Origin of the sequence: Paracoccus sp. MKU1 (genome assembly GCF_001447385.1) — a bacterium.
Classification (GTDB): domain Bacteria; phylum Pseudomonadota; class Alphaproteobacteria; order Rhodobacterales; family Rhodobacteraceae; genus Paracoccus.
The window spans coordinates 17,450-30,887 of the sequence record NZ_LLWQ01000011.1 but is presented as its reverse complement, the minus strand read 5'-3'; the positions used below and the strand labels follow the sequence as shown (position 1 = coordinate 30,887).

Genomic DNA, 13,438 nt, shown 5'->3' with positions numbered 1-13,438 from the left:
CTGTCATGGCTGATTACTACACGCAGTTTTCCTGCCTGCTTGACGTGGGTACGCCCGAGAATGCCGCCCGCGCGCTCGAGCTCTATACCGCCTTGTCGCAACAGAACGCGACGGAGGACCCGCCCTCGGACGGGTTCGCGCTGTCGATCCAGCCCGAGCACGGCGGCACGATGCTCTGGATGCGCGACGAGGGCACGGGCGATCCCGCGCAGGTCATCGCCTTCGTGAAACGCTGCGCCGCCGCCTTTGGCCTGACGGGCCGGTGGGGCCTGCAATATGCCTCGACCTGCTCGAAGCCTCGGGTCGAAGGGTTCGGCGGCGGGGCGCATGTGATCGACCTTGCGACCGGCGAGACGGTCGACTGGATCTCCACCGATGCATGGCTGTCGGACCTGCTGACGGAGGGTGCGAGCCATGCCTGAAGTGATCGAAACCACGGTCTACCGCCTCGATGAACTGTCCGAGGCGGCGAAGGAAAAGGCCCGCGCCTGGTATCGTGAGGGGGGCTTCGATTACGACTGGTACGATGCCGTCTACGAGGATTTCCAGAGCATCGCAGAAATTCTCGGCATCCACTTCCGGACCAGGACCGTCCGTCTGATGGGCGGCGGCACGCGTCAGGACCCCTGCATCTGGTTCCGGGGCTTCTGGTCGCAGGGCGACGGCGCTTGCTACGAAGGGGTCTGGCGACATGCCAGAGGGGCAGCGGCCCGACTGCGTGCCTATGCTCCGCAGGACGCCGTGCTGCACGGGATCGCGGACCGGCTCCAGGCGATCCAGCGGCGCAACTTCTTCCAGCTGCGCGCCGAGATCACCCATTACGGGCATTACTCGCATGAATACAGCATGCGCATCAGTGTCGAACGCGACAGCCCGACCGGGCAGGACATGACACCCGATGCCGAGGACATCGTCACCGAGGCGCTGCGCGACCTCGCCCGTTGGCTCTATCGGCAGCTCGAGCGGGAATACGAGTATCTCACCTCCGACGAGGCGGTCGACGAGAGCCTGCGCGCCAACGATTACACCTTCACCGAAGCCGGTCGCCGCTTCGGGTGACCTGAAGCGCCCCACCGCGAGGTCGGGGCGCTTCCTTTTTGCGGCGCGTGCGAGAGGGAGAGGGGGGCCGCGACAGGGCGGGTCCGGGCGGGGGAGAGAGCGCCGTCCGGAACCTTGCCCGTCCCGCTCTCCCGAGGTCCTCCGACATGAACAGCCTTTCCCCCGCGGCCGCTCCGGCCGCATCGATTTCGCCTGCTACGGCCATCCTGGCCGCGGCCCGGCTTCTGCTTCCGCATCTCGAGCGCGGCGCGCGCATCGACGCTGCGATCCTGCGCGCGGCCATGGAAACCGCCTTCGGCGCCTCGGACGCTGCCGGCGTCTGGGATTGGAAATCCGCCTATGAGGCCTGCGAGGTCGCCACGGTCCTGTTCCTGCGCAAGTATGGCCCTGCGCTGTTCCGCAAGGCCGTCAGCATGGACGCCCGGTTGGCGCAGCTCACGAAAATCGCGGCCCTGATGCCGAGCCAGACCCGCCGCTCGGAGGACAGCCAGAATTTTCAGCAGTTCAGCACACCGATCCCGCTCGGCCTTGCGGCTCTGGCTGCGGCTCGGATCACCCCTGAGGATGTCGTGCTCGAACCCTCGGCCGGAACCGGCCTGATGGCCATTCTCGCCGAAACGCTGGGCGGCGGGCTGATCCTCAACGAATTCGCGGCGACGCGCGCCGATCTCCTTTCCGCCCTCTTTCCGGCCGCGATCCTGTCGCGGGTCGACGCGGCACAGATTGATGACCATCTGGATGCGGGGCTCGTGCCGTCCGTCGTCGTGATGAACCCGCCGTTCTCGGCCCTGGCCCATGTCGCGGGGCGCCACACGGAGGCCGCCTTTCGACACATCGCCTCGGCGCTCGCGCGTCTTGCGCCCGGCGGGCGGCTGGTCGCTATCACGGGGGCGGGTTTCGCGCCCGAGGCACCGGCCTGGCGGGACGCCTTCATCTGGCTTCAGGCGCGCGGTCGGGTGGTCTTCTCCGCTGCGATCGACGGATCGGTCTATGCGCGGCATGGCACGACGATCGAGACGCGGCTGACCGTGATCGACAAGCAGCCCGCCGAGGATCCTGCCGCCTTTCCGGCCTCGCCGGACGTTGCGCCGGATGTGCAGACGCTGCTCGGATGGATCGCGGCGCAAGTGCCCGGGCGCCTTCCGGAGTCCTTGCCGCAGCTGACCGCTCCGGTCGGCCGTTCCTTGTCGCCGCCAGTCCGTAGTACGCGTGGTCGGCCAATCCGCCCGGCACGTCCCGTGCCGACGCAAGGCAGAAATCCCGAAGCTGTCGAACTCGGGTATGACGCCATCGACTGGACGCCGCCCGAAGGCGGACGCCTGTCCGATGCCATCTACGAGCCCTATGCGCTGCAGGCGATCCGCATCCCCGGCGCCCAACCGCATCCGACCCGGTTGGTGCAATCGGCGGCCATGGCCTCGGTCGCGCCGCCGCGTCCGACCTATCGGCCCCTGTTGCCCTCCGACATCCGCGCCCGCCTGTCCGAGGCGCAGCTTGAGACCGTGATCTATGCGGGCGAGGCGCATGCAGGTCACCTGGCCGGGTCCTGGACGGTCGATGCCACCTTCGACACGGTAAGCGCCGCGCACGATGATGCCGAGGGGGCCGTCCGCTTCCGGCGCGGTTTCATGCTGGGTGACGGCACCGGGGCGGGGAAGGGGCGGCAATCGGCGGGCATCCTTCTCGACAACTGGCTCCGCGGGCGGCGCAAGGCCCTCTGGATCAGCAAATCCGACAAGCTGATCGAGGATGCGCAGCGCGACTGGCAAGCGCTCGGGCAGGAGCGGCTTCTGATCACCCCGCTCGCGCGCTTTGCCCAGGGCAAGCCGATCACGCTGGCCGAAGGCATCCTGTTCACAACCTATGCCACGCTGCGCTCCGACGACCGTGGGGAGAAGGTTTCGCGGGTCCGCCAGATCGTCGATTGGTTGGGCCGCGACTTCGACGGGGTCATCATCTTCGACGAGAGCCATGCCATGCAGAATGCCGGGGGCGGGAAGGGCGAACGCGGCGATGTCGCCGCATCACAGCAAGGCCGGGCCGGGCTGCGGCTTCAGCATGCGCTGCCCGAGGCGCGCATCGTCTATGTCTCGGCCACTGGGGCGACCACCGTGCACAACCTGGCCTATGCGCAGCGCCTCGGGCTCTGGGGCGGCGAGGATTTCCCCTTCGCCACCCGTGCCGAATTCGTCGAAGCGATCGAGGCGGGCGGCGTGGCCGCCATGGAGGTGCTGGCCCGTGATCTGCGGGCGCTCGGCCTCTATACCGCCCGGTCCCTGTCGTATGAGGGCGTGGAGTACGACCTTCTGGAACACCGCCTGAGCGCGGAGCAACGTCGCATCTATGATGCCTATGCCGGGGCCTTCGCCGTCATCCACAACAACCTCGACGCGGCGATGGAGGCGGCCAACATCACCGGGCGCGAGGGCACGTTGAACCGGCAGGCGAAATCCGCCGCGCGCTCGGCCTTCGAGAGCACCAAGCAGCGCTTCTTCGGCCATCTCCTGACCTCGATGAAGACCCCGACGCTCCTGCGGGCGATCGAAGGGGACCTTGCGGCGGGCCATGCCAGCGTCGTGCAGATCGTCTCCACCGGCGAGGCCCTGATGGAACGGCGTCTGGCGGAGATCCCGACCGAGGAGTGGAATGATCTGAATACGGACCTGTCGCCGCGTGAATACGTCCTGTCCTACCTGCAGCATTCCTTCCCGGTTCAGCTGCATGAGCCCTTTACCGATGGGGAGGGCAACCTCTCGTCGCGCCCCGTGTTCCGCGATGGCCACCCCGTGGAATGCCGCGAGGCTGTTGCCCGGCGCGACGCCCTGATCGAACAGCTTGCCGGCCTCCCGGCCGTCCCGGGCGCGCTCGACCAGATCGTCCAGCATTTCGGGAAGGATCAGGTCGCCGAAGTGACAGGCCGATCCCGCCGGATCGTCCGCAAGGGCGAGGGGCGCGAGGCGCGCCTTGCCGTAGAAAACCGCGCCGCTTCCGCCAACCTTGCCGAGACCTCGGCCTTCATGGAGGACCTCAAGCGGATCCTCGTTTTCAGCGACGCGGGCGGCACGGGGCGGAGCTACCACGCCGATCTTGGCGCAAGGAACCAGCGGCTGCGGGTCCATTATCTGCTGGAACCGGGCTGGAAGGCGGATGCGGCGATCCAGGGCCTTGGCCGTACGAACCGCACCAATCAGGCCCAGCCGCCGCTCTTCCGGCCCATCGCGACCGATGTGAAGGCCGAGAAGCGCTTCCTTTCGACCATCGCCCGCCGCCTCGACACGCTGGGCGCAATCACCCGCGGCCAGCGCCAGACCGGCGGACAGGGCCTGTTCCGGCCTGAGGACAATCTGGAATCGGCCTATGCCCGCGATGCGCTGCGCCAGCTCTATCAGCTGATCGCGAAAGGCAAGGTGGACGGCTGCTCGCTCGAGGCCTTTGAAGCAGCGACCGGCCTGAAGCTGATGGATGCGACAGGCCTGAAGGACGATCTGCCGCCGATCACCACCTTCCTCAACCGTCTCTTGGCTCTCCCCATCGCGTTGCAGGGCATTCTCTTCGCAGCCTTCGAGCAGCTCCTCGAGGCGCGGATTGCCGGGGCCATGGCCTCGGGCAGCTACGACATGGGGCTTGAGACCCTCCGCGCCGAAAGCTTCCGGGTCATCGACCGCCAGGTGATCCACACCCATCCCGGCACCGGTGCCGAAACCCGGCTTCTGACCATCGCGGAACGCCGTCGAAACCAGCCTGTCACCCGCGAGGCGGCGCTGGCCGAACTCTCCGATCCGCGGGCGCGGCTCCTGATCAACGAACGCTCGGGCCGGGCCGCGGTGCAGATCCCCACGACCAGCATCATGCTCGATGATGGCGAGATCGAGCGGCGGGTGCGGCTGATCCGGCCCATGGAGGGGCAGGCGGTGCCGTTGCGGCTGATGGGCGAGACCCATTGGGTCGAGGCCGATGTCGCCCGCTTCTCTTCGGCATGGGATGCGGAATGCGCGGGCGTGCCGGAGTTCACTGAGAGCACGCTCCATATGGTGACGGGGCTTCTCTTGCCGATCTGGAAGCGCCTGCCACCGGACTCGACCCGCGTCTATCGCCTGCAGGCCGATGACGGCGAACGGATCATCGGTCGCCGTGTCTCGCCCGCCTGGGCCGCGACGGCCTCGGTCACCGGGACGATGACTACCCTGACCCCGGAGGCCGCCCATGCCGCGCTGATAGAGGGGCGCACCATCCTTGATCTCGCCGAAGGGCTGCAACTCCGCCGCGCGCGGGTCATGGGCGTGCAGCGCATCGAGCTTATGGGCTTCACCGAGGCGATGCGCGAGCGGCTGCGGGCCTATGGTCTCTTCACCGAAATCATCGCCTGGAAGCTGCGCTTCTTCGTGCCCGTCGACGCCACCGGCATCGAGGTGCTCGGAAAGCTCTTCGCGCGGTTTCCGATCGAGCGGATCGGCGAGCGGGAGGCGGCGTGATGACCCGGCTCACGGCCACCGATCTGGCGGAGCGTCTCGGCCGACAGGCCGAGGCGGTCTGTCGGCATTACCTGTCGAACGGGCGCAAGCAGGGCAACTACTGGCTGGTCGGCGACGTGCGCAACAGGCCAGGTCGGTCTATGTTCGTCCGGCTGACGGGTCGCGCATCGGGCAAGGGGGCAGCGGGGAAATGGGTCGATGCGGCCAGTTCCGAACATGGCGACCTTCTCGACGTCATCCGCGAAAGTCTCGGGCTGGTGGAGTTCGCCGAGATCGCCGAGGAAGCCCGCCGGTTTCTCAGCCTGCCGCAGGAGGCGCCAGCCGCACCGGACCACCCTTCGCGGCACATCGCGGGACCATCCGGCTCGACCGGCGCGGCGCAACGGCTCTGGCGCATGGCCCGGCCCATCGCGGGCAGCCTTGCCGAAACCTATCTGCGCGGGCGTGGTATCGCGGATCTGCAGGACGCCGATCCGTTGCGCTTTCTGCCGGACTGCTATTGGCGGCCCGAGGGCGGGGGGGCGACCGAGACCTGGCCTGCGCTGATTGCCGCCGTCACCGAACTCGAGGGGACGTTCACCGGCGCGCATCGTACCTGGCTTGCACGGGACGGCAGACAGAAGGCACCTCTCGATCCACCGCGAAAAGCGATGGGCGCGCTTCTCGGGCACGGCGCCCGCTTCGGCCGCGCGCAGGATATACTGGCCGCGGGCGAGGGCATTGAGACGATCCTGTCGCTGCGCCAGGTCTTGCCCGGTCTGCCGATGGTCGCCGCCCTGTCTGCGGGTCACCTCTCAGCCCTCCTGTTCCCTGCGCAGCTGCGCAGGCTCTATATCGTCTGCGACAACGATCCGGCAGGACGGATCGCGCGGGAGGCGCTGGTCGCCCGGGCCAGCGAGGCCGGGGTCGAGGCGCTGGCACTCTCGCCGATGCTGGGGGATTTCAACGACGATCTCGTGGCGCGCGGGCGGGATGCGCTTCGGGCCTGGGTCCGGCCACAACTTGCCCCGGAGGACGTGAGCCGCTTCATGGGTCCGATACTGGCGCCGTGACGGAGCAGGTGATCGGCCTGTGGCGAACGGATCATGGGCGCGGGAGTGCAGCGTCATCGGGCAGAAAGACCGCGCCTCGGCCTTCGGGAGGGCGAGCGGCCCACAAGCGGCCCGGCCCGGCAATGGCGGCGCCCGACTGATTTCCGTCGGCGGGCATCCACCCCACGCGACAGGTCGCGCGGGGACCCCGGAAGGCCCGCCTTTACAGCGCGATCCAAATCAGCCGGGCTTGGCCATCAAGGCCCTCGCAAAGGGCTCGGGCTGCCTGAACGGTCCGCCCGTGGGCTTTCGTCGCCACGAAGGCCGCGACGGTCGCGGTCCAGCCCAAGGACGCCTCCCATGTACGCCCATGACGATTTCGACGCCGATCACAGCACCTCGCCCACCGGCCATGTCATCGAAGCCCTCGAACTCTACGGCTATCATCCCGCCGAGGACGAGGCCGACCCCCGGATCACGCCCGAGGATGACATCATCCGCACTGCGGTCGCCGACATCTTCGACGCCCTGATCACCACTATGGCGGACACCAGCCTCGACTTCGACCTCGACGAGATCCTCTGGTCGACCGTCAACACCTTCCACCGCGCGGTCCTGCGGATCGAGGGCAAGCTCGACGACAACGAGCAGGCCCAGAAGCGGCTTCAGCGCGAACAGGACGGCTCCGAGGTCAAGTCCGTCCAGCTCGAGACGCTGATCGCCATCGGGCAGAGCCTGCTCGATCGCCGCGACAGCCTCGAGCTCTTCTGCGAAACCGCCGCAGACATCTATCTGCGCACGCTCGGCACCCCCTGGTCGCCGCGCAGCGGCTCCCGCGTCAACCATCGCCAGATGACGGCGGCCATGATCGACAGCCGCGATTTCCTCGCCGCCAAACGCCGGGCCGATGCCGAGGTGCTGTTGCCCGCAGGGCCCAAGATCGCCTTCTCGGGCGGCGAGACCACCGACCATCGCCTGATCTGGGACAAGCTCGATCAGGTCCATGCCAAGCACCCCGACATGGTCCTGCTGCACGGCGGATCGCCGAAAGGCGCCGAACGGATCGCCGCCACCTGGGCCAGCAACCGCAAGGTCCCGCAGGTCGCCTTCAAGCCCGACTGGACGAAGCACGCCAAGGCCGCGCCCTTCAAGCGCAACGACCAGATGCTCGCGACGCTGCCGATCGGCGTCATCGTCTTCCCGGGCACCGGCATCCAGGACAACCTGGCCGACAAGGCCCGCAAGATGGGCATCCCGGTCATCCGCCTCGGGGCGGGCAGCGCGTAAGCGCTGCCAACGCCGTGACGTCCGACACTGCGGTTCGATTGACCCGCATCGGTGGGGTGCTCTCTCCGATGCTCGGGCCTGCCGGACTGAAACCCCGGTATTTGGCTTCACGGCACAGGTTGAGGTGATGAGCTCGGATGCCACCGCTGCATGGGTCGGCCGCCGCCGATGAAGTTACCTGAGGCTCGCTGCCGACCTAAATCAATGCTATCTTTCTGCTCGCGCCGTGGTGGCGGTGGAGGCGCAACCGTCCAACATTTTGCACGGAGCCACTGTCATGATCTTTCTTGGAATCCTCGTCTCTCTGACGGCCATCGGCACGATGTGCTGGCTGCTGTTCAATCTCGCCGTCTTCGCGCTGCCGTTCTTTGCAGGCCTCACCATTGGCACCTGGGCCTATGGGACCGGTGCCGGGTGGCTGGGTGCGACCGTCATCGGCCTGGCAGGCGCCGGGCTTGTTCTGGCGCTTGGTCAGGGCCTTCTGATGGTCGTCCGTCCGCTCTGGGCGCGGTTCCTGATTGCGCTGGCCTTTGTCGCACCTGCTGGCGTGGCAGGGTTCCACGCCACGCTGGGGATCACCCGGCTCCTGATGCCGTCGGAGGCCTGGCAGGTCGTCTTTGCCATCATCGGCGCGGTCGCGGTGGGCATCACGGCCTTTCTGCGGGTCTCAGGCATGGCGGCCCCCGGCGATGCGGGCGGGCGCCTGGTCCGCGGCTGAAGGCTGGGCAGGCAGGTGGGGCGACCAGAGCAAGGAGGCCCTGCCTGCCTGTCTCGACGGGTTGCGGGGCTTGATCGGGTGCGTTCCTTTGGATCGGCGTGACGCCCTGTTCTTGTCCTGTCCAGAGCGCGGGGCGGGCAAGGCCGTATCGGCGGGCTGTCATCGATCCCGTCAGGGGGGGCGCTGCCGGTGGCATGGTTCGGGTTGGAGAATGCGCAAGGCCTGGAAGGGGGAGGCGGATCGCCTGTGCGGTCCCGTCCTGCCTGCCTTGGCGGGGCCTGTCGCCAGTGTCTCCGTCTGCTCCCCGTGTCCAAACCGCTCCATACGGCCTCTTCAATGGCCTGATCTGGCCGAAGACCGGCTTCGCCTCGACCGCTTCGGCGCAACAGCGTCGTCACAACTTTCTTCCCCTGTCGGCCTGAAGGCCGCCATTCCTCGCGGGAGCAAGAAAGTTCTTCCTGTGCTGTCAGGCCCCCGCTTGGCGGGGGTGCGCCAGCGGTCGTCTCCGTCCTGTCGATCGCCATCGAGGCCGCAATGGTGCGGGCTCGGGAACCGAAAACGGAGACTTACCATGGCGACCATCGGCACCTTCAAGAAGACCGGCACGAACGAATTCACCGGCGACATCGTCACCCTCAGCGTCCAGGCCAAGGGCGTGCGCATCGTCCCCGACCAGCGCGCCACCGGCGAGAACGCCCCCAGCCACCGGGTTCTGGTCGGCCGCGCCGAGATCGGCGCCGCTTGGTCCAAGCGCTCGAACGAGGGCCGCGACTACCTGGGCCTCAAGCTCGACGATCCGAGCTTCACCGCCCCGATCTACGCCAACCTCTTCGACGACGAGGACGGCGAGGGCTTCTCGCTGATCTGGTCCCGCCCCAACGGCCGCCGCGCCGACTGACGCGGACCACAAGGCCCCGGTCGCAAGGCCGGGGCCCTTTCCATGCCTGCCGCGAAAGGCGATGCCCACCGCGACCGCGCCGGGGCCACTGCGTGACCTGCAGGGACCGGCGCGGCCGGGCGACGCCCATAGTAGGGCCGGCGCTGGCGGCGAATCACGGGATTTCACAACGGCATAGGCCGCGCTGCGAAACCGCAGTTTCCAGTGGCGGATTGGACGAGAGCGACTAAAATAGTCGTAGTTCTGGAATGCGCGCCGGTCGCGATGGGAGGTGATCATGCATGATCACCGCTCGACAGTCGCGGGCCGCACGCGCGTTGCTGGGTTGGACGCAGGAGACGCTCGCTGACAAGGCCCGAATATCCCTGACTGCCCTGAAACGCCTCGAGTCCGAAAACCGGCTTGAGGTGTACGAATCAACACGGGATCAGGTTCGCCGGGCACTCGAGGCCGCAGGGATCGTCATCCTGTCTGACAAGCGCGGGCAGGGGGTGATGCTGGAGCATGGCAGAGACGAGAAGACCCACTGACGCAACAGGGCGGCGTGATAGACAACTGGCTGCGCCGATGCACCCGGGGAGCGCGCCATGAAGCCCACAACCCCGGCCTTCGACGAGCTTGCCCCCACCAGCGCGGACATCACCGACTACGACCGCAGGCACATCAAGCTCTACATGCGTCTTCTCGATGCGACAGCCGATGGTGCGGACTGGACCGAGGCCGTCGAGGTTCTGTTCGGGATCGACCCTGTTCGCGAGCCCGATCGCGCGCGGCGGGTCCATGACAGCCATCTGGCGCGGGCGCGCTGGATGACGCAGAGTGGATATCGGCAGCTTCTGGGTCCGGGTTCCGGCACCCCGTGACCTCCTGCGCGAGGTGATGCTGCAACGGCATCAGCTGCTGCATCCTTCCGTGCCTTTTCCCAGCTTCCCTGCGCTGGAATCTTTTCACCCCATACGTGTGTTGACTCTGTCGAGGGTTGAGAGATGGGGCCGGATACATCGAAGTGGCGAAACCAGGACACCTATGACTTCTACGATGAGCTTTCGGTTGAAGGCATCGCCTGGGAATGCCTGCGCCGTGATCTCGACTATCAGGCGAGCTTCGCGGATATCGTGACGAAAAGGGCCGAGCGCGCCCCGTTCGAGGAGGAAGCCCAGCATCGCTGGGGCCTGCGATTTTCCGGCCGACCCGGGGCTCTCCATTCTCGATCAACCGGTGATCTGGTCACAGCACGCCAATCCGGGCACCGTGCTTGTCGGCGAGGTCCGCGGCTTCCAGCCACCCTTGCCGCGGCCCATTGCGCTTGATCTGCCGTCGCAAGCGGACGCAGAGGAGGGGCGCTATGGCGCCCTCGGCACGGACGGCTCCGTTCCTTTTCTGAACATGGCGGGGCGCACCGACGCCGGGTCCATGGCCATCCTTCTGCCCCTCGATGCCGACCTGCCGGGCCGAATCGAAGCCATCCAGCGGTTCTGGCAGATGCTGAACGCGCGCCCGGTCCCGCGCGACACCCGAATGACCCCATACCAGCGTCAGCGGTTTCGCCTGATGATGCAGGCCGCCGACGGGCGTGCCGCGGGCGCGAGCTACCGCGAGATCGGTATCGCGCTCTACGGTGAACGGCGCGTCCTGGATGAACCATGGAAGACATCCCCGCTGCGGGCAGCCGTCATCGCGCTCGCCCGCAATGCCTCCGCGCTGATCGGCGGTGGGTATCTGGGCCTCCTTCGGCACCGCCGTAAGCCGTAGGGTGCACCTTGCCCAGTCTAGGGGTGCATACGACCGTAGGGAGCCCAAACCGACCGAGACGGAACAGACGGTATTCGCGCGTGCAGCGCGGAGCGCCTCGTCGTGGACGGCCCTTAGCCGACGGTCACTCACCTTGATCGTCAATCACCACTAAAGGGTTGCTAGCAATGCATCCACAAACTCTGACCTGACCGCAAGGAAGGGGATTGTCCGGTCGTCGTCGTTTGGACCTCTGACAATTACACCGACAACTCTTCCAGAAAACAGCACAGGACCACCACTCATTCCCTCGTAAGTTCCCGACAACAAGGCGATCACGTTATCGGATGTGGCGGGCGTGCCGTCAAAGGTTTGCCGCGAGAAACCTGTCACCTCGGTGTTGCGGATAGTCAGAGATGTGCTGTCGAGATTCGAAGGATAGCCCGCAGTCTGCACCGCAGAGCGGATGACGAGCGCGCTAGCTTCGGCTGTCGAGGCCATTTGCAGCGTGGCTGCGGGATTGAACGCGAATAACGGAGCTCGTAACCGAATCAGCGCAAGGTCGTTGTGAGCGTCGCGAGCTACTTCGTCCGCTTCCATCGCGAATGCCGGGCTTTGTCTCGGGAAGATGCGCAGATTTGGTCCGAGGCAATGCGCGCAGGTCACAAACAGGTTATCGGCGATGGCAAAGCAAGTGCCAACTGATCCTCCATCTGTGTCATTCTCGAGATACCAAACGGCTGCGTTCAGAACGTCGCTATCCTCGACCAACGGAATCGACAACTGTTGGCCCGAACACAATGCGTTGAATCTCGCGGCGAGGCTACGAAATATCTGATCAGTGGATCCCTTTACCTGCCGAATGAACTCGATCTTCCCTCGGACTACCCATTCGAAGTTCGTGGCCTCCTGTTCCGGTAACCGGCCTCTATCTGGGCGCTTCTCGCTAAAGTGGCGCTCCGATGCCGCCGCATAGCCATTGAACTCCCAGTCATGAAGCATCGCCCTGACATCGCGAACAAACTTGCGCTTGACGTTGACTTTCTCATTCACAACTAAACCGGTGACTTCCTGTTGGAAGGCGAGGCCTAGCAGCCGAGTCTTTGCGTGGTTGATTCTAAATCCGTTATCCTCAATCATCTGTTGAAAGGTGTCGGAGATAATGAATTCATCGTGGCTATCGGAGGTTGCAAAACGTCCGATTGGCGCGGGAAAGGTCCTGCGATTGGAGGAAATAGTTATGTCATCGGCATATCGCGTGTAGGTGCACCCAAGTTGCCTACAAAATCGAGCCAACTCAGCATCGAGTTTGTCTGAAACAATGTTTGCCAGTATTGGCGACAGCGCGGCGCCTGGCATCAGCACATGTGTTGTTCGAAGACTGCCGCCGACTTCCTTCTCGGTTTGAAAACAAGCGATGTGCGCGATGAACTGGGCAATCTCTTCTGGGTAGCCATAGGGCGGGGCCATCAAACGCCCGCGAACGCGCCCGAAGTGAATGGTCTCGAAGTAGTCTTCAAGATCTATGTTTAGCACCCAGCGCTTACCGACATGTTGTCTGGCATTGCTCACAATACCGCGTTGGTGCCCGCCGACAAAACCGTGGACGTGGGCACGGGGTCGATAGTCACCTTCCAGAAGGCGCAAGATGTCACGCTGCAGCTCGAGAAGCGCAATGCGCGGTGCGCAAATACGTCGTGTTCCACCGCTTTTCTTCGGTATCGTGAACTCTTTGTCCGGCCTTTCTCATTTCCAAGGGGCGACAAATCAGATCAACCCACCCCCGTTGGGGTCGGCCACATATGCCTGCGGTCTTAGAATGAAAACGTCACGTATCAGCCCTCCATTAGCGGCTCCGCCATGCGGCTTGCATGGGAGCCCCCTCTGTCATCGGCCTGAGAGTTTCGCTGCGAATCAAGGGAAGCCTGTCGCAACTTACACCGTCGGCGGGAGCGGCCGCTCCGCTTTCCAGAGTGTTGATCGACAAGCGGTCCGGGTGCCTGAGAGTTTCCGGGGCGGTTGCTCCTTCGGCGGCCGGCCTGAACCGGCGCTCTCCCGCTTGACGCGGACATCAGGACGCCAGGTTGAGGCGAAAGTGGGGCCGAATTCGAAACGCGGCGTGACACTCCGTTCACAAATGAGAAACAGCGGATGTGTCGCCGCCTTCGTAAAACCTGCCTAATCTTAGCGGTAGAGCCGGAGACCTTTGATGAGGTCTCCGGCTTTTCGGTCGCTGATTGTT

Annotated in this window: 12 protein-coding genes and 1 riboswitch; of the genes, 11 read left to right on the top strand and 1 reads right to left on the bottom strand. The window is 65.6% G+C overall.

Going from position 1 to position 13,438, the window contains the following annotated elements; all coding sequences use genetic code 11:
• The first annotated feature begins 5 nt into the window (after positions 1–5).
• The 11 genes from AQY21_RS01130 to AQY21_RS01085 all read left to right on the top strand — a co-directional run bounded on the left by AQY21_RS01130 (position 6) and on the right by AQY21_RS01085 (position 11,217).
• A complete protein-coding gene (locus AQY21_RS01130) occupies positions 6–422 on the top strand; it encodes a hypothetical protein (protein ID WP_058096068.1) in 417 nt (138 codons plus the stop codon).
• A complete protein-coding gene (locus AQY21_RS01125) occupies positions 415–1,059 on the top strand; it encodes a hypothetical protein (protein ID WP_058096067.1) in 645 nt (214 codons plus the stop codon). The genes AQY21_RS01130 and AQY21_RS01125 overlap by 8 nt, the downstream gene beginning before the upstream one ends.
• Before the next feature lie 146 nt (positions 1,060–1,205).
• A complete protein-coding gene (locus AQY21_RS01120) occupies positions 1,206–5,531 on the top strand; it encodes a strawberry notch family protein (protein ID WP_058096066.1) in 4,326 nt (1,441 codons plus the stop codon).
• Positions 5,531–6,583: a toprim domain-containing protein gene (locus AQY21_RS01115; RefSeq protein ID WP_058096065.1), complete on the top strand. Its 1,053-nt coding sequence runs from the start codon at positions 5,531–5,533 to the stop codon at positions 6,581–6,583. Before AQY21_RS01120 ends, AQY21_RS01115 begins: the two co-directional genes overlap by 1 nt.
• Positions 6,584–6,922: 339 nt before the next feature.
• Positions 6,923–7,849, top strand: a complete 927-nt coding sequence (locus tag AQY21_RS01110; RefSeq protein ID WP_058096064.1) for a DUF2493 domain-containing protein — start codon at positions 6,923–6,925, stop codon at positions 7,847–7,849.
• A gap of 277 nt (positions 7,850–8,126) precedes the next feature.
• Positions 8,127–8,567: a hypothetical protein gene (locus AQY21_RS01105; protein WP_058096063.1), complete on the top strand. Its 441-nt coding sequence runs from the start codon at positions 8,127–8,129 to the stop codon at positions 8,565–8,567.
• A 571-nt stretch (positions 8,568–9,138) separates the two neighbouring features.
• Positions 9,139–9,465 carry a DUF736 domain-containing protein gene (locus tag AQY21_RS01100; RefSeq protein WP_058096062.1) on the top strand — a complete coding sequence of 109 codons (327 nt, stop codon included), beginning with the start codon at positions 9,139–9,141 and terminating at the stop codon, positions 9,463–9,465.
• Between the two features lie 281 nt (positions 9,466–9,746).
• On the top strand, positions 9,747–9,995 hold the full coding sequence (locus AQY21_RS01095) for a helix-turn-helix transcriptional regulator (protein ID WP_058096061.1): 249 nt from the start codon (positions 9,747–9,749) through the stop codon (positions 9,993–9,995).
• A gap of 57 nt (positions 9,996–10,052) precedes the next feature.
• The gene (locus AQY21_RS01090) at positions 10,053–10,328 is read left to right on the top strand and encodes a DNA -binding domain-containing protein (RefSeq protein ID WP_058096060.1); all 276 of its coding nucleotides are present in this window, start codon (positions 10,053–10,055) and stop codon (positions 10,326–10,328) included.
• 123 nt (positions 10,329–10,451) lie between these two features.
• Complete coding sequence (locus AQY21_RS30110; protein ID WP_369807741.1) at positions 10,452–10,775, top strand: transcriptional regulator domain-containing protein; 324 nt, start codon at positions 10,452–10,454, stop codon at positions 10,773–10,775.
• Positions 10,684–11,217 (top strand): DUF2285 domain-containing protein, encoded by a 534-nt coding sequence (locus AQY21_RS01085; protein ID WP_238986659.1) that lies wholly within the window; start codon positions 10,684–10,686, stop codon positions 11,215–11,217. Before AQY21_RS30110 ends, AQY21_RS01085 begins: the two co-directional genes overlap by 92 nt.
• A gap of 150 nt (positions 11,218–11,367) precedes the next feature.
• Here the strand turns inward: AQY21_RS01085 and AQY21_RS01080 are convergent, their stop codons facing one another.
• Positions 11,368–12,918: a reverse transcriptase domain-containing protein gene (locus AQY21_RS01080; RefSeq protein ID WP_255374785.1), complete on the bottom strand. Its 1,551-nt coding sequence runs from the start codon at positions 12,916–12,918 to the stop codon at positions 11,368–11,370.
• Positions 12,919–13,174: 256 nt separating this feature from the next.
• Positions 13,175–13,264: riboswitch (glycine riboswitch) on the bottom strand.
• Positions 13,265–13,438 lie beyond the last annotated feature (174 nt).